The following is a 21,218-nucleotide window of genomic DNA, read 5'->3' as shown; positions in this document are numbered from 1 at the left end:
CCCCCGGGCCTGTATGCTGCAGGCACTTTTTTTGCGCTCTGAACTGCATGATTGCACCCGCTCCAATGCTTTTTGAGCATGCGTCCGTGGCCCCGGCTCCACGCGACAGATCCTGACCGCTGCGCACGATGCCACTGGGTACCCTCGAGCGCAGCGCTCCGCCTTTCTTCAAACAGGGCCCTTCGGCCCTTTCGCGCCTGGCCGTCTATAGCGCGCTGGCGCTGTTCCTCATGGTGGCCGATGCACGTTTCCAGCTCACGGGGCCGTTCCGCCAGGCGGTTGCCACCGTGCTTTACCCGGTGCAGTGGCTGATGCTCAAGCCGGTGGAGTTCGCAAGCCATGGTTCCGGGTACTTCCAGTCGCTGCAGACCGCGCAGCAGGAACTGGACGCCGCGCGCAAGAAAATGACCGTGATGGGCCAGCGCGCCAACCAGGCGGAACAGCTGGCCCTGGAGAACGAGCGGCTGCGGCAGCTGCTCGCGCTGCGCGGCCGCCTGGAGACGCCCGCGCAGGCCGCCGAGGTGATCTATGACACCGCCGACCCCTACACGCGCCGCGTGGTCATCGACCGGGGGCAGATGGGCGGCGTGGAGATGGGCGCGCCCGTGATGGATGAGGCGGGCGTGCTCGGCCAGGTGACGCGTGTCTTTCCGCTCGTGAGCGAGGTCACGCTGCTGGTGGACCGCGACCAGGCCATTCCGGTCCTCAACATTCGCACGGGTGCGCGGGGTGTCGCCTATGGGGATCCGGTGGCCGGGCATGGCGGCGGCATGGAACTGCGCTTCATGCCCGCCAACGCCGATGTGCGGGAGGACGATCTGCTGACCACCAGCGGCGTGGATGGCCTGTACCCGTCGGGGCTCCCCGTGGCGCGGGTGGTGCGCGTGGAGCGCAGGGCCGATTCCGCCTTCGCGCGCATCTACTGCGTGCCCCTGGCACAGGTGCAGGGCGCCCGCCATGTGGTGGTGCTCAAGCCGCTGGCCGACAACGAGCTGCCGCGGCCGGAGCCCGCGCACCCGGCGCCAGCGAAACGCGGGGGGCGCAAGGGATGAGGGCATCGCCTGTGCCTGCCATGGCCCTTGTGGGGCCGCGCGTCCTGCGCGATGGCCCGTGGCTGCCGCGGGGAGGTGCGCGATGATCATGCCGCGCGGCGAGCCGCTGCTGCTTCCGGTCAATCCGGTCTTCATCGTCGCCAGCCTCGCTGCGGGGCTGGCCATCAACATGCTGCCGCTGGGCCGCATTGTCTGGACGCCGGATGTCCTGATGGTGCTGCTGGTCTTCTGGGGCGTGCACCAGCCCCTGCGCATTGGCATGGGCGTGGCTTTCGTGCTGGGCCTGTGCATGGATGTGAGCCAGTCGGCGCTGCTGGGCCAGCACGCGCTGTCCTACACCGTGCTGTCGTTTGGCGCCATCGCCATCCACCGCCGCCTGCTGTGGTTCAGCGTGCCGTCGCAGGCCCTGCAGGTGCTTCCCCTGTTCGCTCTGGCCCATGCCATCGAGCTCTTGCTGCGGATGGCGTCCGGGGGCATATTCCCGGGCCTGTGGAGCTTTCTGGCGCCGGTGCTCGAAGCCCTGCTCTGGCCGCTGGCCAGCTGGGTGCTGCTGGCGCCGCAGCGCCGGCCTCCCGACCGCGACCAGAACCGGCCTCTGTAGCCATGAAGCAACCTCCTGAGCGCCCGCGCCGCATCCCCCTTGTCCCGCAGCGCTGCGGGCCGGGGGACGGGCGCGCGCCGGTTTCAGCGCACGCCTTCGGGGCGTGGCGCGATGGAGCTGCCGCATGACCGAGGTGCGCAGCAGCGAGGCCGATGCCTCGCGCTTTCGCGTGCGGGCGCTGATCGTCGGCGCCCTGGTGTTCTGTGCGTTCTGCCTCATCGCGGCCCGGCTGGTGTTCCTGCAGGTGGTCCGGCACGAAGACCTGGCGGCGCAGGCCGAGAGCAACCGCACGGCGGTGGTGCCCATCGTGCCCAACCGGGGGCTCATCCTGGACCGCAACGGCGTGGTGCTGGCCACCAACTATTCGGCCTATACGCTGGAGATCACGCCCTCGCGGGCTGGAACGCTCGACGACACCATCGACGAGCTGTCCAAGGTGGTGGAGATCCAGAGCCGCGACCGCCGCCGCTTCAAGCGGCTCATGGAAGAGTCGCGCAACTTCGAATCGCTGCCCATCCGCACGCGCCTGACCGACCAGGAAGTGGCCCGCTTCACGGCCCAGCGCTACCGCTTCCCGGGGGTGGACATCAAGGCGCGCCTGTTCCGCAACTACCCGCTGGGCGACGTGGCCAGCCACGCCATCGGCTACATCGGCCGCATCAACCAGAGCGAGAAGGCGCGCATCCAGGATTCCGAGGACGAGGCCAACTACCGGGGCACGGAATACATCGGCAAGCTGGGGATCGAGCAGAGCTTCGAGTCCGCGCTGCACGGCGCCACCGGGGTCGAGCAGATGGAGACCTCGGCGGGCGGGCGGGCGGTGCGCAAGCTCTCCAGCCACGCGGCCACGCCCGGCGACAGCGTGATGCTGTCCATCGACATCAAGCTGCAGAAACTCGTCGAGGAACTGTACGGCACCCGCCGTGGCGCGCTGGTGGCCATCGACCCGCGCAACGGCGAGATCCTGGCCCTGGTCAGCAAGCCCACGTTCGACCCCAATCTTTTCGTCGAAGGCATCGATGTGGAGAACTGGACCGCGCTCAACGAATCCATCGACAAGCCGCTGCTGAACCGGGCCCTGCGGGGTACGTACCCGCCAGGCTCCACCTACAAGCCCTTCATGGCGCTGGCCGCGCTGCAGCTGGGCAAGCGCTCGCCCAGCCTGGTGGTGAACGATCCGGGGTATTACACCTTCGGCGGCCACACCTTCCGCAGCCACGAGGGCGGGCTGGGCGGTGTGGACATGCACCGCGCCATCCAGCAGTCGAGCAACACCTACTTCTACTCGCTGGCGGTGGACATGGGCGTCGATGCCATCCATGACTTCATGAAGCCGCTGGGCTTTGGGCAGTCCACCGGCATCGACCTCAATGGCGAAGTGCGGGGCACGCTGCCCAGCACCGAGTGGAAACGCAATGCCTACAAGCGCCCGGACATGAAGCGCTGGTTTCCCGGCGAGACCGTGTCCCTGGGCATCGGCCAGGGCTACAACAACTTCACCATGCTGCAGCTCGCGCTGGCGCAGGGCACGCTGGCCAACGGCGGCATCCGCTACCGGCCGCACATGGCCAAGGCCGTGAAGAACGCGGTCACGGGCGTCGTCACCGAGATCGTGCAGCCGCCCGGCGAAGACCTGGGGTATCTGCCCCGGAACGTGGACATCGTGCGCAATGCCATGGTCGCCGTGAACAAGGGCGGCACCGGCACGCGCGTGTTTGCCGGGGCGCCGTACACCTCCGGCGGCAAGACCGGCACGGCGCAGGCGGTGACCATGGGCCAGAACGTGAAGTACAACGCGAAGGCGCTGGAAGAGCACCAGCGCGACCACTCGCTGTATGCGGCGTTCGCCCCGGCAGAGCAGCCCACGATAGCGCTGGCGCTGATTGTCGAGAACGCCGGGTTTGGCGCGGCCCATGCGGCGCCCATCGCGCGCCGCGTATTCGACTACTGGCTGATGGGGGACTACCCGAGCGAGGAAGACATCGCGGCGGTGCAAAAGGGCCAGGCCGGCGCTCCCATTGGCAAGCCGCGCAAGGCGGCGGATGTGCCCGTGGCGGCGCCTTGATATAAAAACAATAGCTGTTAGCGCAATACAGATAAGCGCTGGAGCCCAATCCGGCATCGAATCGCGGTGCCGGCCATTCTCGAAATGAACCCGGTGCCTGCGCCTGGGCGCTGCCCCATGCCGGGCCGTGCCGCCCTCAGGCCGCCGCCCGCGCTGGCGGTGGCTGAAGCTGGCTGAACACCAGCGCCGCCACGATCAGCGCCGCGCCGCCCAGGCCCGCCCATCCCAGCCGCTCGCCGAGCAGGGCCCAGGCGGTGAGCGCGGCGAACACCGGCTCCAGCCCGAACACGATGGCGCTGCGCATGGCGTCCACCCGCTGCTGGCCCCAGGCCTGCAGCGTGACCACCACCACGCTGGCCAGCAGGCCCAGGTACAGCAGCGCCACCCAGGCATCGGCGGGCAACTGCGCGGCGGTGTGCAGCCAGCCCATGCCGCCGCCCTGGCCCAGCAGCATGAACGTGGAAGCCAGTGCCATGACGGTCGCCTGCGCGGCCGCCATGCGCGTGGCCCGCGGCGGGCTTGCCGCCGTGCGGCGCGCGCACTCCTCCAGCGCCAGGATGTAGATGGCGTAGAACACCGTGCTCGCCAGCGTCAGCGTATCGCCCAGGTTCCAGGGCTCGTTCTCGTGGAACATCAGCGCCATGCCCGTGCAGGCCAGAGCGCACGCCGCCCACAGCGGCCAGCCGTAGCGGCGCCCCAGCGCCGCCATCGCAATCAATGGCACCACCAGCACATTGAGCCCGGTCACGAAGGCATTGCGGTTGCTGCTGGTGCGCGCCAGCCCCTCGATCTGCAGCCAGAACGCGAGGAACAGCAGGACCCCCAGCGCGCAGCCCCACCGCCGCTCGTGGCGCCGCATGCCCCACCACAGCGGGGCCAGCACCACCAGGGCGATCACGAACCGCAGCCAGATGATCTGCAGCGCATCGAGGTGCGCGGACAACAGCTTCATGGCGGGGAAGGTGGTGCCCCACACCACGGTCACCACCAGCAGGGCAATCAGGCCCAGACGTTCGGGTTTCATAGGCTCCAAAACAAGAAAGGGCTGGTCGGTTCCCCGGCCAGCCACTTGCAGAAGATGTCCTCGCAGCGCCTGCGCACGACCTGCTGCCGTCGCACTGGCGCGGCCTCAGCGAGGTAGCCGCGGAACTGGCTCTGCCAGGCCACCGGTGGCGCCCCCCTCCCTTGGCGCGCAGCGCGTAGAGAGAGGGGTGAAGGCGCGCAGCGCCTCAGGGGGTGTCAATTAAAAAGATAGCGTGCCTGCAGGTTCAGGCGCAGCATCTCGCCCTGCTGGCCGTCGAAGGTCGTGCGGCGGCCGCCGATCAGCTCGCCGCCCAGCTCCACGTTCTTGATGGGCAGGTAGTACATGCCGGCATGCCACTGGTACAGCTTGTGGTTGCCTTCGGCGCCGTAGGCGTCCACGTAGGCGTCGCCCAGCTTGTGGCGCGAGCGGACCATGCCCAGCGACACGGTGCCGCGCAGCTTCTCGCTGAACACGTTGGACAGGCCCAGCACCACGCCGTGCGACTTGTCCAGGCGCACGGTGCCGCCGTCCAGCACGGGGTAGTTGGTGCCCACTAGGTAGGCGCCGTCGCCGTCGCCGTCCAGGCGCGTGTACTGCGCCATCAGCGTGGTGGTGCCGGTGATCTTGTAGCCCGCGCCCAGGCCGAAGCCGGTGCCGCGCTTGCCTATGCCGTCCACGCGCTGCTCGTGCGAGAGCAGGCGGGCGTTGATGTTGCCCCAGTCGAAGGCCTTGTCCACGCGGGCCACGAAGTTCAGGCTCTTGGCGCCGTCGGTGGGCTCTTCCACCGCGAACTGGAACTTGGCCAGGTCCGGGTTGTTGTAGGTGTAGCGCACCTGGGCCGGGCGGCGGAAGGTGGCGCCGGGCGGGCCGTTGAAGTCCACGGTCTCGGGCAGGTTGTCCACGTCCATGAAGGTCGACCAGGTCTGGCCGATCAGCCAGCCGGCGTACTCGCCGTAGGCGTGGCGCAGGCGCAGGCGGTTGCGGTTGCACTCGGCACCGCAGTAGGCGTAGAAGTCGGCCTCGATCTTGGTGTTGAAGGTGCCGATGGAGGTGGGCGTGGAGGTCTCGAAGCCGAAGCGCGAGGTCTGCGCCGTCAGGCTGCTCTTGCCGTGGCGGCTGTCGCCCAGGGGCTGCTCCATCAGGTTGGTGAAGGTGTCGCCGGGCGCCGTTCCCTTGAAGTCCTTGACCATGTTGGCCTCGGCAAAGCCGTACACGCGGATCGAGGTCTCGCTGCCCGGCAGGCGGAAGCTGCCCGGAATGTCGCCCAGCACCACGGCGTCCTTCTGCTTGAGTTCCACGGCCTCGATGCGGTCGTTCCAGGCCGATGCCGACGCGGCGGGCGCGGCAGGCGCCTGGGCCTGCTGGGCCTTGAGCTGGTTGAGCTCGGCGCGCAGGGCCTTGAGCTCGTTGCGCATCTCTTCGAAGTCCTTGGCGGACTGCGCGAACGCGGCGGGGGGCAGGCTGCACAGGCCGGCGGCCAGCAGGGCGAGGAACGTGGGGTTCAGTTTCATGGTCACTCCGGTAGGGGCTGGTAATGGCATTGCATGGGCCTGGATCTCAGGCGCTCATGCGGCCGATGAAGGCGCGGATTCGGTCGTTGGCGGGGTTGTTGAAGAATTCGGCGGGCGTGGCGTCGTGGGCGATGCGCCCCTGGTCGAAGAACATCACGCGGTCGGCCACCTCGCGGGCGAAGCCCATCTCGTGGGTCACCACGATCATGGTCATGCCGCCACGGGCCAGCTCGCGCATCACGTCGAGCACCTCCTGCACCATCTCCGGGTCCAGGGCCGAGGTGGGCTCGTCGAACAGCATCACCTGCGGCTGCATCGCCAGCGCGCGGGCGATGGCCACGCGCTGCTGCTGGCCGCCCGACAGCTGCCAGGGGTACTTGTGCGCGTGGTCCTGCATGCCCACGCGGCGCAGCAGGGCCATCGCCTGCTCGTTCGCCTGGGCCCGCGGCGTGCGGCGGATGCGGCGGGGCGCCAGGGTCACGTTGTCCAGCACGCTCATGTGGCCGAACAGGTTGAACTGCTGGAACACCATGCCGACCTCGCTGCGCTGCTTTTGCAGCGTGGCCAGGTCGTCGGTGACTTCCTCGCCGCCGATGGTGATGCGGCCGGAGTCATGGGGTTCGAGCCGGTTGATGGCGCGCAGCAGCGTGCTCTTGCCGGAGCCCGAGGCGCCGATGATCACGGTGACCTCGCCGGTGTTGAACACGGTGGACACATCGCGCAGCACCTGGTGGGCGCCGAACGACTTGCAGACCCGGTCCACCACGATGAAGGGTGTGGCCTGGCGTGTCATTGGTTGCGGCCTTCCACGTCGAAGCGGTATTCCACCGCGTTGGAGATCTGCGTGACCAGGGTGGTCAGCAGCAGGTAGGTGATGGCCACGGTGGACAGCGTGGCAATGGGCTGGAACGTGGCGGACTGGATGCGGTTGCTCACGTTGGTCAGCTCCACCACGCCGATGGCGTAGGCCAGCGACGAGTCCTTGAGCAGCGCCACGAAGTTGCTGACCAGCGGCGGCAGCGATATCTTGAAGGCCTGTGGAAACACCACGTCCAGGAACACATGCATGCGGCCCAGGCCCAGGGCCTTGGCGGCCTCGGTCTGGCCGCGCGGCACGGCCAGCAGCCCGGCGCGGATGGCCTCGGCGTTGTAGGCGCCCACGTTCAGGCCCAGCGCCAGCACGGCGGCCGCGAAGTCGGGCAGGTTCAGGCCCGGCACCAGCACCGGCAGCGCGAAGTACACGAACAGGATCTGCACCAGCAGCGGCGTGCCGCGGATGACCCAGATGTAGAAGCTGGCCACCCAGCGCACGGCGGCAAAACGCGCTGTGCGGGCGAGCGCGGCGGCGGTTCCCAGCACCAGCCCGACGCTGCCGCTGATCAGCGTGAGCCACAGTGTGGTGCGCGCGCCGTCGGAGAACGCCTGGGCGTTGGGGCCGATGGGCTCGGGCAGGAAGGACAGCAGCTTGCCGAGCAGTGCCAGCACCAGCACCATCAGGATGACGGCCGAGACGAGCGTGGCGTTGCTGCGCTGCTGGCGGCTCCAGCGCTGCGGCCAAAAGGCGGTGAGCATGAAAAAGACCCCTGTGACTACATGCGGGTCGTGCTTACTGGCAGCGGACGTCTTCGTTGAAATACTTCTTGGACAGCGCGGCATAGCTGCCGTCGGCCATGACTTCGGCCAGCGCCTTGTTCCAGCCGGCGGCCAGCGAGCTGTTGCCCTTGGCCACGGCGGCGGCGATGCGCTCGATGAACAGCATGTCGCCGAGCTTGAAGCCGGCGCCGGGGTTCTTCTCTGCCACGGCCTTGGCCACGAAGCGGTCGGTCACCCAGGCGTCCACGCGGCGCGAGTTCAGGGCGCTGCGGGCGTCCACGTCGGTGGGGAAGTTCTTCATTTCCTTGATGGACGAGACCTTCTGCACGTTCTCGAGGTAGCTGGTGCCGGTCTGCACGGCCACCACCTTGCCCGCCAGGTCCTTGGCGCTCTTGATGGCGGGGTCCATGGCGATGATCATGCCGCCCGAGCAGTAGTGCGGGTCGGTGAAGGTGACGGCCTTGGCGCGCTCTTCGGTGATGCCGTGCGAGGCGATCACCAGGTCCCAGCGGTCCTGGCGCAGGCCGGTGAGCAGCGCATCGAAGCCCAGGGTCTTCCACTGGATCGCGAGGCCCATCTTCTTGGCCACCAGTTCGGCCGTCTCCACCTCGAAGCCGGTCAGCGTGGTGCCGTTGAAGAAATTGAACGGAGCGAACTGCCCCTCGGTCGCGATGAGGATCTTGCCGTCCTTCTTGACCTCGTCCAGCGTGCGGGCCTGGGCGGCGAATGCGGCGCAGAGCGCGAGGGCGGTGGCAACAGCCTTGAACAATTTCATGGGATGGGTCCTGTCGGGGGTATTTCAGGTACAAAAAATCCGGCATGCGGGTAGCAGGCCGGAGGCTGGTGGATCGGATGCACAGGCATCGCGAAACGCGAAGCCTGCCGTCATCAAGTAGTAACGATTATAAATATGCGAATTTTTTCCTTGGGCCTGCGGACAACCCTCAAAGCCCCGTTGTGTGCCAATTCACAACAGGTTTAGAGCGGCGTCCCCAACCGGACGCAGGGGCTGGGCCCCCGACTACAGGGCCCGGTCTGCGCTACCGGCGCGAGCCAGACCAGTGCCCCCGCGCAAGGGCCGCCCCGCCGCGCTGGGGGCGTCCCCCTTCAGGGGGAAGGCGCCGAAGGCGACTCAGGGGGTTACCGAAGAAACGCGTCGTACCCCGTCTTGAGGATCAGCGTGCTCACCACCACGATGAAGATGCCGCGCACGAAACCCGTGCCGTGCTTGAGCGCCAGGTGCGTGCCCAGCAGGCTGCCCACGACGTTGGCCACGGCCAGCGTCACTGCGAAGTGCCACCAGACGTGGCCCTTGGCGGCAAACAGCACGATGGCGGCGACATTGGTGGCGCAATTGAGCAGCTTGGCCGAGGCCGAGGCATTGAGAAAGTCGTAGCCGAGCAGCCGCACGAACAGGAAGACGAAGAAGCTGCCGGTGCCCGGGCCGAAGAACCCGTCGTAGAAACCGATCAGCACGCCGATCAGGCAGGCCGCCAGCACTTCGGCGCGGCCCGCGAAGCGCGGCGTATGGTGCCGCCCCAGTTCCTTCTTGGCCAGCGTGTAGGCCAGCACGCCCAGCAGCACCAGGGGCAGCAGCTTGCGCAGGAAGTCGGCCGACATCACCGTCACCGCCCAGGCGCCGGCGAACGAGCCGGCGAAACCGGCCGCCGCGGCCGGCAGCATCGCCGGCCAGCGGATCTGCACGCGGCGGCTGTACTGCCAGGTGGCCATGGCCGTGCCCCACACCGAGGCGGCCTTGTTGGTGCCCAGCAGCGTGGCCGGTGGCGCCCCCGGAAAAGCCGCGAACAGCGCCGGCACCATCACCAGCCCGCCGCCACCCACGATGGCGTCCACGAAGCCCGCGAGCAGCGAGGCCAGGGTAATAAAAATCCATTCCATCGCAGTATTTTCGCACCCAGCCTGCTATGGATTTAGGAACAGATACAGAGACCAGCGCACCGGGCCCGGCGACGAACGGGCAAGAAAAAGGCGCTGGGATCGCCAGCGCCTGAAAAAAAACGCACCTCGTTGGGTGCTTGAAATTTGGTTATTGGTAGAAAGGATGTCTCCTCGGGCCCCTCGCTTGGCACACCGAAGCGCGCTTTCGAGTGCTGCAACTGTAACGGCTGCACCCCACTGGTGCATTGGGGGTTTCCCGCCCCCGTTGTGGGGCGGGAAAACCGCGCGCGGGGCCACGAATCGGGGTTCGCGGGTTGGCACGGCTCATGCAATGCGCTTGTAACAATTTGCGAAAGGGAGCCTTCATGCGGGCAGTCAACCACCGGTTCATCGCGGTCGTGTCGTTGGGTCTGGGGCTGTGCGCCAGCGCGCTGGCGCAGGCCGTGCCCGAGGTGGCGGCGGCCCCCGCCGCGCCCCTGGCGCGCCCTGGCCTGGTGGCGCACGGCGCCGTCAGCGCGGCGGACACCGCCTGGATGATGACCTCCACGGCGCTCGTGCTGCTGATGACGCTGCCCGGCATTGCCCTGTTCTACGCGGGCATGGTGCGCAAGAAGAATGTGCTCAATACCATGGCCAGCGTGGTCGCCATCGCGGCGCTGGTCAGCCTGCTGTGGTTCGGGGCGGGCTACTCGCTGGCGTTCACGCCCGGCAACGCCTGGGTGGGCGGCTGGGAGCGCGCGGGGTTCACGGGGCTGGACTTCGACCTGGCGGGCGGCAAGCTCGCCGTGAGCCATGTCGCGCCGCACATTCCCGAATCGGTGTACGCCATGTTCCAGCTCACCTTCGCCATCATCACGGCCGCGCTCCTGGTGGGCGCGTTCGTCGAGCGCATGCGGTTTTCCGCCATGCTGATCTTCATCGGCCTGTGGACCTTGCTGGTCTATGCCCCGGTGGCGCACTGGGTGTGGGAGCCGGGGGGCTGGCTGGCGCGGATGGGCGCGCTGGATTTCGCCGGGGGCTCCGTGGTGCACGTGAACGCGGGCGTGGCGGGGCTGGTGTGCGCGTGGTTCCTGGGCCGCCGCACGGGCTATGGCCGCGAGCCCTTCGAGCCCTACAACCTGGGGCTCACCATGGCGGGCGCGGGCCTGCTGTGGGTGGGCTGGTTCGGCTTCAACGCGGGCTCGGCCGTGGCGGCCGATGGCCGGGCGGGCCTGGCCATGGCGGTCACGCACCTGGCCGCCGCCGCTGGTGCGCTGTCCTGGATGCTGGGCGAGTGGGTGGTGCGCGGGCGCCCTTCGCTGCTGGGGCTGTGCTCGGGTCTGGTCGCGGGGCTCGTGGCGATCACGCCCGCCGCAGGCTTCGTCACGCTGCGCTCGGCGGTGGTGATTGGCCTGGTGGCCGGGCTGGCATGCTACTGGGGCGCCACGGGGCTCAAGCGCCTGCTGCGTGCCGACGATTCGCTGGATGTGTTTGGCGTGCATGGCATTGGCGGCATCGTGGGCTCGCTGCTCACGGGGGTGCTGGCCAGCAAGACCGTGGGGGGCGTGCAGGGCAGCCTGCTCACCCAGGCCATCGGGGTGGGCGCCGTGATGGCCTACAGCCTGGTGGTGACGGCCGCGCTGCTGTGGATCATCAATTTTGCGATGGGCGTGCGCGTGGATGCGCAGAGCGAGCAGACCGGGCTCGACATCGCCCAGCACCGCGAACACCTGGGCGGCTGAATGAAGCCCGCTCTCCCGAGGCCCTGCGGGCCTTCCCCCGCTCTCGCACCGCCGCGCAATGCGGGCCGGGGGGCGCAGCCAGCGCGGCGGCCCGCGCCTGGGCCGCACCGGTTTCATTCGCCGCGGGTTGTGCGCAGCGCAATGGATGACTGAAATGCAGTAAGGAGCCGACCATGCCCGATTCCGACAAGCTCGCCATTGCCGCCCACCTGCATGTGCTGCTGCGCCGCAAGACGGGGCGCGTGACCGACACCGAGTGGATGGCGGCCAACGCCGAGTACGCGCTGGAGATCGTCCGGTTCGCGCGCCAGCGCGCGCAGGAGGACAACGCGCCCGAACTCAGCGAATGGGCGGACCGCCTGGACCAGGCCATCCATGCCGCGCCACCGCCCGCCCCGCGCCGCCCCTTGCTGGATGTGGCCACCCAGGCGGTGCGCCAGCGCATGGCGCCGCCCCCGCCGGAGCCCGCGCCCGAGGTGCCCCGGTATGTCGGGGGAATCCGCTGACCGCGCCGCGGCCGTGGGGCCCGCGCGTGGGCGGGATCCATATCAGTGCGCTGCCGCGCCCTGCACGAACAGGCCCGCCGTGGGCAGCAGCCCGGCCAGCTTGTCGTCGCCATAGGTGCGCAGCACCTGCGCAATCACGACCTGGTAGCCGTTGAGCCACTGCGCTTGCGCCGCCTTGGCCTTCAGGTGGGCGGGGTGCTGCATCAATGCCTGCAGGGCCTCGAGCGACTGCCAGTAGTACACGTTGGACACCAGGCCCTTGCCCGTGTCCTCCCACGATTCCTCGCCCAGGTAGCCGTCGATGGAGCGGGCGGCGGTGGCAATCGCCTCGTCCAGGCGGTGGAAGGCGTCGTCGAACTGTTTGGTGGCGAAGATGAAGGTGGAGGAGTACATGGGCGCGATGGTACCCACGCCTATGCCGTGCGCCGCGCCTGGATGATCCACTCCGCCGCCTTCTCGGCCAGCATCAGGGTGGGCGAGTTGGTGTTGCCGCTGGTGATGGTGGGCATGGCCCCCGCATCCACCACCCGCAGGCCCGCAATGCCGCGCACGCGCAGTTGCGAGTCCAGCACGGCCATCGGGTCATCATCCCGCCCCATCTTCGTCGTGCCCACGGGGTGGAAGATGGTGGTGGCGATGTCGCCGGCCAGGCGCGCCAGGTCCTCGTCGCTCTCGAACTGCACGCCGGGCTTCCATTCCTCGGGCCGGTACTTGGCCAGCGCGGGCTGGGCCACGATGCGGCGCGTGACGCGCAGGCTGTCGGCCGCCACCTGGCGGTCTTCGGCGGTGCTCAGGTAGTTGGGCGCGATGGCCGGTGCGGCCTTGAAGTCGGCGTTCTTGATGTTCACCGTGCCCCGGCTCGTGGGGTTGAGGTTGCACACGCTGGCCGTGAAGGCCGGAAAGCTGTGCAGCGGCTCGCCAAACGCGTCGAGCGACAGCGGCTGCACGTGGTACTCGATGTTCGGCCAGGGCTGGTCGGCGCTGCTGCGCGTGAAGGCGCCCAGCTGCGAGGGCGCCATGCTCATGGGACCGCTGCGCTTGGTCGCGTATTCGAGCCCGATCTTGGCCTTGCCCCAGAGCGAGCTGGCCATGGTGTTGAGCGTGGGCACGCCGCCCACCTTGAACACCGCGCGGATCTGCAGATGGTCCTGCAGGTTGGCGCCCACGCCGGGCAGGTCGTGCACCACGTCGATGCCGTGCTGGCGCAGCAGCGCGGAGGGGCCGATGCCCGAGAGCTGCAGCAGCTGCGGCGAGTTGACGGCACCGGCGCTCAGGATGACCTCGCCCGTGGCGCGGGCCGTGACCATCTCATGCCCGTCCCACACCTGCACGCCCGTGCAGCGCTTGCTGCCGTCGGGTTGCGTCTCGATGAGGAGCTTGGCGGCCTGCGCGCTGGTCCACATCTCGAAGTTGGGGCGGCCGTAGCAGGTGGGCCGCAGGAAGGCCTTGGCGGTGTTCCAGCGCCAGCCGCTTTTCTGGTTGACCTCGAAGTAGCCCACGCCCTCGTTGCTGCCGCCGTTGAAATCGTCGGTGGCGGGGATGCCGGCCTGCTGCGCGGCCTGGGCGAAGGCGTCCAGCACGTCCCAGCGCAGGCGCTGCTTTTCCACGCGCCACTCGCCGGAGCTGCCCGTGGCCTTGTTGCCGTGCAGGCGCTTGAAATTTTCATTCACGCCATCGGGCTGGTCCAGGCGCCAGTGGTCCTCGTGGCGGCGGAAGTAGGGCAGGGCGTTCTCCCAGCGCCAGCTGGCGTCGCCGGTCAGCTCGGCCCACTGGTCGTAGTCGCGCGCCTGGCCGCGCATGTAGATCATGCCGTTGATGCTGCTGCAGCCGCCCAGCGTCTTGCCGCGCGGGTAGCGCAGGGTGCGGCCGTTCAGGCCCGCGTCGGGCTCGGTGTTGTAGAGCCAGTCGGTGCGCGGGTTGCCGATGCAGTAGAGATAGCCGACGGGGATATGGATCCAGTGGTAGTCGTCCTTGCGGCCTGCTTCGATCAGCAGCACGCGGTGGCGGCCGTCGGCGCTCAGGCGGTTGCACAGCAGGGCGCCGGCGGTGCCTCCGCCGATGATGATGGTGTCAAACGTGGTGTGGTCGCTCATGGGCAGGCGGTGCGGTGCAAGGGTTGGGACGGAGGGCCATTGTGCGGATGGCACCACGCGTGTCGAGAGGGTCAGTGCCTATTGCTACTAAATATGTAGCTTGAAGCGCTTGATGCCAAAGCGCTGGAGGCCTGTTTGATATTAATTTCACGCGGCCCCGGCCGGCCTGTGCTTGGCGGCCCGTGCGGGCGGGCGTAAATCCTACGCGCCGCCTGTGCGTGGCTCCGCTACCATGCACCCTCTCTTTCCCTCTTGGCGGCCGCGCCGCCCAGTCCATGACCGACCACGCACCTCGCATTGTTCGCGCCGACACGCCCCAGGGGGCGAGTGCGCAACTGCATGGGCGCTGGGGCGCGGCCGAACTGGGCACACGGCCGCAGTGGGAGGCGGTCTGCGAGCAGCTGCGCGCCAGCCCCCCCGCGCCCGGGCTGGGCTGGGACCTGACGCAGCTGCAGTGGCTGGACCACGTGGGCGCGCAGCTGGTGTGGAACCACTGGCAGCGGGCCTGGCCGGCGCAACTGGCCTGTACCGACGGCCAGCGCGACATGCTGGAGCGCGTGGCGGAGTTCACCACGGCCACCCCGCCGGCCCGGGAGCCCTGGCGCCTGGCCGAGCAGGCGGACCACCTGGGCGTGCTGGTGCTGCACGGCCTCAGCCATGCGCGGCACATGCTCGAAATGGTGGGGCAGCTGCTGCTCGACCTGGGCCGCCTGGCGCGCGCGCCGCGCCGGGGGCCGTGGCGCGACGTGTCGGGCCACCTGTACCGCATGGGCGCCACGGCGCTGCCCATCACGGCGCTGGTGGGATTTCTGATCGGCGTGGTGCTGGCCTACCTGATGAGCCTGCAGCTGCGCCAGTTCGGGGCCGAGTCGTTCATCGTCAACATCCTGGGCATCTCGCTCATCCGCGAGCTGGGCCCCATGCTGGCGGCCATCCTGGTGGCGGGGCGCTCGGGCTCGGCCATCACCGCGCAGATCGGCGTGATGCGCGTGACCGAGGAACTCGATGCCATGCGCGTCATGGGCATCCCGCACGGCTTTCGGCTGGTGATGCCGCGCACGCTGGCGCTGGCGCTGGCCATGCCGCTCATCAGCGTGTGGACCACGCTGGCCGCGCTGGCCGGGGGCATGCTGGCGGCCGACATCTCCATGGACATCTCGCCCGCGTATTTCGTGCAGGCGCTGCCCGCGGCGGTGAAGGTGGGCAACCTGGGGCTCGCCATGGCCAAGTCGGTGGTATTCGGCGCCTTCATCGCGCTCATCGGCTGCCACTGGGGGCTGCGCGTGAAACCCAACACCCAGAGCCTGGGCGAGGGCACCACGGCCTCGGTGGTCACGTCGATCACCATGGTCATCATCGTGGACGCCTTGTTCGCGGTGGCCTTCAAGAACATCGGAATATGAAGATGAGGTGGCTTCCCCCTGAGCGGCTTCGCCGCTTCCCCCTTCTCCCGAACTGCTGCGCAGCTCGGGAAGGGGGACGCCGCCAGCACCCGCATGTGAAGCCCCCCCTGAGCCGCTTCGCGTCTTCCCCCCAAGGGGGGACGCCACCCGTGGCCTGGCAAAGCCAGTTCCACGGAGGCACGGGTATTGCGCCGCGCCAGTTTCTACCGGAGCGTGGCCATGACTGAACGCATCGCCAAGCCCGAGCACATCGCAGTCGCGCCGGGCGAGCCGCCCATCGTGGACGTGCAGGGCCTGTGGACGGTGTTCGGCAAGGGCGACGAAGCCTTCACCGTGCACCAGGACCTGAACTTCACCGTGCAGCGCGGCGAGATGCTGTCGCTGGTGGGGGGCTCGGGCACGGGCAAGACGGTACTGCTGCGCCAGATCCTGGGGCTGGCCAGGCCGGCGCGCGGCACGGTCACGGTGCTGGGGCGGCCGGCGTCCGAGATGGGGCGCGAGGGCGCGGCCAGCCGCGTGGGCATGCTGTTCCAGCACGGCGCGCTGTTCTCGGCCTTCAACGTGCTCGACAACGTGGCCTTCGCGCTGCGCGAGCAGGGCACCCTGCCCGACGACCTGGTGCGCGATGCCGCGCTGGTCAAGCTGCAGATGGTGGGCCTCAAGCCCGAGCACGCCAGCCGCATGCCGGCCGACCTGTCGGGCGGCATGGTCAAGCGCGTGGCGCTGGCGCGCGCGCTCATCATGGACCCGCCGCTGCTGCTGCTCGACGAACCCACCGCCGGGCTGGATCCGAGCAGCTCCGACGATTTCTGCGCGCTGCTGCGCGAGCTGCGCGCCGCGCTCGGGCTCACGGTGGTCATGGTCACGCACGATCTGGACACGCTGTTCGCGCTCAGCACCCGCGTGGCCGTGCTGGCCGACAAGAAGGTCATCGTCACCGGCCCGCCGCACGAGGTCGCGCATTTCAGGCACCCCTTCATCGAGCACTTCTTCATGGGCGAACGCGGCCAGCGCGCCATGGCCCCGGTACCGGCGGCGGCGCGGCCGGCCGCCTCCCCGCCAGACAAGGAACATCCCTGATGGAAAACAAATCACACGCCCTCGCCGCAGGCATCTTCGTGCTGGTGGTGGCCGCCATGCTGGCGGGCCTGGCCATCTGGCTCACGCGCGACAACGCCAACTACGAGCAGTACGAGCTGTCCACCAAGGACGGCGTGAGCGGCCTGCAGCCCCAGGCCACCGTCCGCTACAAGGGCGTGGCCGTGGGCAAGGTCACGCGCATCGGATTCGACCCCCAGGTCACCGGCAACGTGCTGATCCGCATCGCCGTCAACGAACAGGCGCCCATCAGCCCCACCACCTTCGCCGTGCTGGGCTACCAGGGCGTCACGGGCCTGGCCCATGTGCAGCTGGACGACGCCGACAAGCCCTATCCCGAACTGCCGCCCGGCCCCAGCGGGCTGCCCCGCCTGCCGCTCAAGCCCTCGCCGTTTGGCAAGCTCGCCGAGCAGGCGCCGGCCATCCTGGCGCAGGTGGAGGAGGCCACGCGCCGCATCAACCAGCTGCTGGGCGACACCAACCAGCAAAAGCTCACCGAAGCCCTCGCCAACATCGGCCAGGCCGCGGGCAGCGTCAACACCCTGACCCAGCGGCTCGATGCCACCGTCGCGCAGCGGCTGGACCCGGCCCTGGCCGCGCTGCCGCCGCTGGCCAGCGACGCGCGCAAGACGCTGCAGTCGCTGCAGCAGGCCGGCGCCAGCGTGACGTCCCTGGCTGCCGACGTCAGCAAGACCACCCAGCGCCTGGGCGCGGAGGGCGGCCCCATCGACCAGATCACCATCGGCACGCAGTCCCTCGCCCGCGCGGCCGACCAGTTCGGCGCCTCCACGCTGCCGCGCCTGAACCGCGCCGCCGACGACACGTCGCGCGCGGCCCGCCAGCTCGGCCGCACGGCGGGCGGCGTCACCGACAACCCGCAGCTGTTCATCTATGGGTCCGGCCGCATACCGCCCGGCCCCGGCGAGCCCGGCTTTGCGGCACCGTGAGGAGTGTTCATGAAAAGTACTATTAAAAACATAGCTGCCGGCGCCTTCCCGAAAAGCGCTGGCGGCCTGCTGGGCGGCATGGTTCTGGTGGTGGTGATCGGCCTGGCCGGCTGCTCGGCCCTGCCCAGCCCGCCCTCGCGCCCCGTGCTGTACGACTTTGGCCCCGGCCCGGTGGCCCCGGCGCCGGCCGACCGCCGGGCACCGCTGCAGCCCCTGGCCCTGGCCGACGTGGAGGCGCCCGGCCTGCCCGAGGGCAGCAATGCCGTGCTCTACCGCCTGGGCTATGCCGACGCCCAGCAGCTGCGCCCCTACAGCCAGGCCCGCTGGAGCCAGCCCCCCGCCCAGCTGCTGCAGCAGCGGCTGCGCGAGCAGCTGGGCCAGCGGCGCGCCATCCTCAAGGCCGACGACGGTGCGGCCCAGGCGCGCGACGCCAGCCAGGGCGGCCGGCTGCCCCCGGTGCTGCGCGTGGAGCTGGAGGAATTCAGCCACCTCTTCGCCAGCCCCACCGAAAGCGCTGGCGTGGTGCGCCTGCGTGCCACGGTGGTGGAGCTGACGCTGGCGGGCGAGTCGCTGCGCGGCCAGCGTGTGTTCATCGTGCGCACCCCGGCGCCCAGCGCCGACGCGGCCGGCGGCGTGAAGGCCCTGGCGGAGGCCTCCACACAGGTCGCCCAGGAGCTGGCGGACTGGCTGGAGCAGGTGACGCGGCGCACGAACTGAGCTGCCGGGGGCACCACCGGTCCCCGCCCGTGCGCCCTCTCGCGGCGCGCGCGCTCCCGGGCCCCCCGCGCCATCCGCTCGCGGCAGCGGCGTTCGCCGCGCGGTGTGGTGCCTGGCCCGCGTCAGGACCGCGGGGGCGGCGGGGCCGTGCCCGGCTCGATCCCCGTCACCACACGCGCATACCGTGCAAAGCTCCAGTACGCCCAGGCCCAGTCGAGCAGCACCACCAGCCGGTTGCGGAAGCCGATCAGGAAATACACGTGCGCAAACAGCCAGAACAGCCAGGCAAAGTAGCCCGAGAACCGCACCGGCCCCGCGGGCGAGGTGAGGTCCACCACGGCGGAGTTGCGGCCGATGGTGGCGAGGTTGCCGTAGTCGCGGTAGCGAAACGCTTGCGTGGCCTGGCCGCGCAGGCGGCGCAGGATGTTGGCGGCCGCCGCGCGGCCCATCTGCTTGGCGCCGGGCGAGACGCCGGGCACCGGCCGGGGAGGCTGGCCGGGCGCGTGGCTCTGGGCGGCGGCCAGGTCGCCGATCACGCTGATCTCCGGGTGGCCGGGCAGCGTGAGGTCGGGCGCCACGACCACGCGGCCCGCGCGGTCGATCGTGCAGCCGGTGGCCTCGGCCAGATGGCGGCCCAGCGGGGAGGCCGCCACCCCGGCCGCCCAGATGATGCATTTGCTCTTGATTTGATAGCTGACTACGCTTGATGAGTCAGCGTCAGGGGGTGATTCGACCCTCAGGCCGTCACCGTCGATGGTGGTGACGCGGGCCTGCAGGCGCACTTCCACGCCCAGTTTTTCCAGCTGCTCCCTGGCGCGCTGGCTCAGTGCTTCCGGCATGGCCTGCAGCACCCGCGTGCCGCCTTCGAGCAGGATGATCCTGGCGCTGGCCGGGTCGATGTGGCGGAATTCGCCGGGCAGCGTGTGGCGCGCGATCTCGGCCAGGGTGCCCGCCATCTCCACGCCGGTGGGCCCGGCGCCCACGACCACGAAGTTGAGCCAGTCGGCGCGGCGGACGGGGTCGGGCTCCTTCTCGGCGGCCTCGAAGGCCAGCAGGATGCGGCGGCGGATCTCGAAGGCATCGTCCAGCGTCTTGAGCCCGGGCGCGTGCGTGGCCCACGCATCCTGGCCGAAGTAGCTGTGCGTCGCGCCGGCCGCGACGATGAGATGGTCGTACGGCAGGGGGGCGGAGGGATGGGGGCCGTCCTTCAGATACACGGTGCGCGCCGCCACGTCGATGTGCGTGACCTCCCCGAGCAAGGTGGTGGCGTTGGGCTGCTGGCGGAACAGGTGGCGGATGGGGGCCGCGATGGCGGGGGCCGACAGACCGGCGGTGGCCACCTGGTACAGCAGCGGCTGGAAGAGGTGGTGGTTGGTCTTGTCGACCAGGGTGATGTCCACGGCCGCGCCGCGCAGCGCCCGGGCGGCTTCCAGGCCGCCGAAGCCGCAGCCGATGATGACGACGCGGGGGCGGGACGAAGGTGTGGAGGCTGGGGTCATGCCCCCATTATTGGGGCACTGCCCGCGCCGCTTCAGGGAGGGCCCATGAACCCCATGTCCACCGGATAGTCGGGCCGGCCGGCGGCGGCGCCGAAGTGCGTGATGTTGGGCAGCACGCCGGCCATTTCGCTGTCGGCCACGCCAAACCACCTGGCCAGGGTGGCCGCGTACTGGTCCACCGAGGTGGTGGGCAGCAGGCGGCCCTGGCCCACGTGCCACTGGTCCTCGGGGGCCGCGGTGTTGGTGATGCTCACGGGCGGTGCGCTGCCGTAGAACGCCTTGCCCTTGACGGCGCCGCCCACCACCAGGTGGTGGCTGCCCCAGCCGTGGTCCGAGCCGTCGCCGTTGGAGCTCAGCGTGCGGCCGAAGTCCGACGCGGTGAACGCGGTCACCTTGTCGGCCACGCCCAGTTCCACCGTGGCGCTGTGGAAGGCCGTCAGGGCGTCGCTCACGCGCTGCATCAGCAAGGGCTGCTGCGAGATCAGGTTGTCGTGCAGGTCGAACCCGCCCAGCGACACCATGAACACCTGGCGCTTGCTGCCCAGCGCGTTGCGCGAGCCGATGAGGCGGGCCACCATCTTGAGCTGGTCGGCCAGCGAATTGTTGGCGGGGAACGTCGTGCCCAGCGTGGTGCCGGCCAGCGCGCCGGTGATCTGGCTTTCGGACGTGACCGCGCGGGTGGTCACGCGGGTGTACTCGTTCTCCAGCGTGTGCGCGCTGGGCTGCTGGATGAGCGCCGACAGCGCGCCGCGCACCGCGCTGGACCCGTAGACATTGTTCTTCACGCCGTTGATGGCCACGGCGCCGTTCGTGCTGACCTGGTATTGCAGGGCCGAGTCGCCCGAGAGGAACACCGCGTTGCCGGTGACGGCGATGCAGGTGAACAGCGAGTTGCCGTTGGACGAGAGTGCCAGGTCGCCGATGTTGCCGCCCCAGCCCACGGTGGAGCCCTCGGGCGAGGACGACTGCCACACCGACTGCTGGTCGTTGTGCGAGAACAGCTTGGGCGGGACGGGGTAGGCCTTGCGGTCGGGGCTGTTGTACTGCGCGCGCGTCAGGGGCACGACCAGCGGGCCGACGTTCAGCTGCACGGCGGCCTTGCCGCTGTTGAACAGGCCCGCCAGCCCGGTCATGGCGGGGTGCAGCGCGTATTGGCGCCCGTCGGGCAGCGGCGTGGAGGGGTTGAGCAGCGTGGGCGTGAGCGAGGCCTTGGGCAGCGCGATGCTGCCGCGGATGGCGCTGTAGCGGCCGTGGCTGGCGTCGTCGTAGGTGACCACGGTGTTGGCGTAGTCGTTGCCGCCATAGAGGAACACGCAGACCAGGGCCTTGTAGTCGTTGGCCGCGAAGGCGGCTGCCTCGCCCATCGCGGCGAGGTTCATCGCGAAGGGCAGGGCCGTGCCCGCCAGGCCCAGCTGGGTGGAGCGGCGCAGGAACGCGCGGCGGGTGTGGAGTTCGGGTTGAAGCAGGTGCATGGCGTGGCTTCTCGGGT

19 protein-coding genes are annotated in these 21,218 nt (G+C 69.5%); 9 read left to right on the top strand and 10 right to left on the bottom strand.

The annotated features are described in order from the left end of the window. Positions 1 to 128 precede the first annotated feature (128 nt). From mreC to mrdA, 3 genes are all read left to right on the top strand, one after another. A complete protein-coding gene (mreC, locus tag AC07PV_RS09100; RefSeq protein ID WP_218296669.1) occupies positions 129 to 1,052 on the top strand; it encodes a rod shape-determining protein MreC in 924 nt (307 codons plus the stop codon). A gap of 82 nt (positions 1,053 to 1,134) precedes the next feature. Next, complete coding sequence (gene mreD / locus AC07PV_RS09095) at positions 1,135 to 1,653, top strand: rod shape-determining protein MreD (protein WP_218296670.1); 519 nt, start codon at positions 1,135 to 1,137, stop codon at positions 1,651 to 1,653. Between the two features lie 124 nt (positions 1,654 to 1,777). Further along, positions 1,778 to 3,718 (top strand): penicillin-binding protein 2, encoded by a 1,941-nt coding sequence (gene mrdA / locus AC07PV_RS09090; protein WP_218296671.1) that lies wholly within the window; start codon positions 1,778 to 1,780, stop codon positions 3,716 to 3,718. Positions 3,719 to 3,854: 136 nt separating this feature from the next. Here mrdA and AC07PV_RS09085 read toward each other — a convergent pair whose 3' ends face one another. The 6 genes from AC07PV_RS09085 to AC07PV_RS09060 all read right to left on the bottom strand — a co-directional run bounded on the left by AC07PV_RS09085 (position 3,855) and on the right by AC07PV_RS09060 (position 9,745). Then, a complete protein-coding gene (locus AC07PV_RS09085; RefSeq protein WP_494630022.1) occupies positions 3,855 to 4,742 on the bottom strand; it encodes a DMT family transporter in 888 nt (295 codons plus the stop codon). A 215-nt stretch (positions 4,743 to 4,957) separates the two neighbouring features. Then, positions 4,958 to 6,253: a DcaP family trimeric outer membrane transporter gene (locus AC07PV_RS09080; RefSeq protein WP_218296673.1), complete on the bottom strand. Its 1,296-nt coding sequence runs from the start codon at positions 6,251 to 6,253 to the stop codon at positions 4,958 to 4,960. A 46-nt stretch (positions 6,254 to 6,299) separates the two neighbouring features. After that, on the bottom strand, positions 6,300 to 7,046 hold the full coding sequence (locus AC07PV_RS09075) for an amino acid ABC transporter ATP-binding protein (RefSeq protein WP_218296674.1): 747 nt from the start codon (positions 7,044 to 7,046) through the stop codon (positions 6,300 to 6,302). Further along, positions 7,043 to 7,825 carry an amino acid ABC transporter permease gene (locus AC07PV_RS09070; RefSeq protein ID WP_494630020.1) on the bottom strand — a complete coding sequence of 261 codons (783 nt, stop codon included), beginning with the start codon at positions 7,823 to 7,825 and terminating at the stop codon, positions 7,043 to 7,045. The genes AC07PV_RS09075 and AC07PV_RS09070 overlap by 4 nt, the downstream gene beginning before the upstream one ends. 34 nt (positions 7,826 to 7,859) lie before the next feature. Continuing rightward, the gene (locus tag AC07PV_RS09065) at positions 7,860 to 8,621 is read right to left on the bottom strand and encodes an ABC transporter substrate-binding protein (RefSeq protein ID WP_492254399.1); all 762 of its coding nucleotides are present in this window, start codon (positions 8,619 to 8,621) and stop codon (positions 7,860 to 7,862) included. Positions 8,622 to 8,986: 365 nt separating this feature from the next. Next, positions 8,987 to 9,745, bottom strand: a complete 759-nt coding sequence (locus AC07PV_RS09060) for a sulfite exporter TauE/SafE family protein (protein WP_218296677.1) — start codon at positions 9,743 to 9,745, stop codon at positions 8,987 to 8,989. Positions 9,746 to 10,110: 365 nt separating this feature from the next. On the opposite strand from AC07PV_RS09060, the gene AC07PV_RS09055 reads away from it, so the two are divergent. Both AC07PV_RS09055 and AC07PV_RS09050 read left to right on the top strand, forming a co-directional pair. Beyond that, positions 10,111 to 11,466, top strand: coding sequence for an ammonium transporter (locus tag AC07PV_RS09055; RefSeq protein WP_218339116.1), 1,356 nt, complete (start codon positions 10,111 to 10,113; stop codon positions 11,464 to 11,466). A 173-nt stretch (positions 11,467 to 11,639) separates the two neighbouring features. Continuing rightward, positions 11,640 to 11,972, top strand: coding sequence for a hypothetical protein (locus tag AC07PV_RS09050; RefSeq protein ID WP_494630017.1), 333 nt, complete (start codon positions 11,640 to 11,642; stop codon positions 11,970 to 11,972). 42 nt (positions 11,973 to 12,014) lie between these two features. Here the strand turns inward: AC07PV_RS09050 and AC07PV_RS09045 are convergent, their stop codons facing one another. Together AC07PV_RS09045 and AC07PV_RS09040 are read right to left on the bottom strand one after the other, a co-directional pair. Beyond that, positions 12,015 to 12,365, bottom strand: coding sequence for an antibiotic biosynthesis monooxygenase family protein (locus tag AC07PV_RS09045; protein ID WP_369641137.1), 351 nt, complete (start codon positions 12,363 to 12,365; stop codon positions 12,015 to 12,017). Positions 12,366 to 12,385: 20 nt separating this feature from the next. Beyond that, positions 12,386 to 14,065: a GMC family oxidoreductase gene (locus AC07PV_RS09040; protein ID WP_218339114.1), complete on the bottom strand. Its 1,680-nt coding sequence runs from the start codon at positions 14,063 to 14,065 to the stop codon at positions 12,386 to 12,388. A gap of 275 nt (positions 14,066 to 14,340) precedes the next feature. Here AC07PV_RS09040 and AC07PV_RS09035 point away from each other — a divergent pair, with 275 nt between their 5' ends. From AC07PV_RS09035 to AC07PV_RS09020, 4 genes are all read left to right on the top strand, one after another. Continuing rightward, a complete protein-coding gene (locus AC07PV_RS09035) occupies positions 14,341 to 15,468 on the top strand; it encodes an MlaE family ABC transporter permease (RefSeq protein ID WP_218296682.1) in 1,128 nt (375 codons plus the stop codon). A 219-nt stretch (positions 15,469 to 15,687) separates the two neighbouring features. After that, on the top strand, positions 15,688 to 16,548 hold the full coding sequence (locus tag AC07PV_RS09030) for an ABC transporter ATP-binding protein (protein ID WP_218339112.1): 861 nt from the start codon (positions 15,688 to 15,690) through the stop codon (positions 16,546 to 16,548). Next, the gene (locus AC07PV_RS09025; RefSeq protein WP_218296684.1) at positions 16,548 to 17,513 is read left to right on the top strand and encodes an MlaD family protein; all 966 of its coding nucleotides are present in this window, start codon (positions 16,548 to 16,550) and stop codon (positions 17,511 to 17,513) included. The genes AC07PV_RS09030 and AC07PV_RS09025 overlap by 1 nt, the downstream gene beginning before the upstream one ends. A gap of 9 nt (positions 17,514 to 17,522) precedes the next feature. Continuing rightward, on the top strand, positions 17,523 to 18,230 hold the full coding sequence (locus AC07PV_RS09020) for an ABC-type transport auxiliary lipoprotein family protein (protein WP_494630015.1): 708 nt from the start codon (positions 17,523 to 17,525) through the stop codon (positions 18,228 to 18,230). 122 nt (positions 18,231 to 18,352) lie between these two features. Here AC07PV_RS09020 and AC07PV_RS09015 read toward each other — a convergent pair whose 3' ends face one another. Both AC07PV_RS09015 and AC07PV_RS09010 read right to left on the bottom strand, forming a co-directional pair. Further along, positions 18,353 to 19,729, bottom strand: coding sequence for an NAD(P)/FAD-dependent oxidoreductase (locus AC07PV_RS09015; protein WP_494630014.1), 1,377 nt, complete (start codon positions 19,727 to 19,729; stop codon positions 18,353 to 18,355). 32 nt (positions 19,730 to 19,761) lie between these two features. Then, a complete protein-coding gene (locus AC07PV_RS09010; protein WP_218339109.1) occupies positions 19,762 to 21,201 on the bottom strand; it encodes a DUF1501 domain-containing protein in 1,440 nt (479 codons plus the stop codon). Between the last annotated feature and the right edge of the window lie 17 nt (positions 21,202 to 21,218).

This window comes from Acidovorax sp. GW821-FHT09A11, assembly GCF_059418365.1.
Note: the sequence above shows the minus strand (reverse complement) of the source record. Positions and strands in the feature narration are given on the sequence as shown.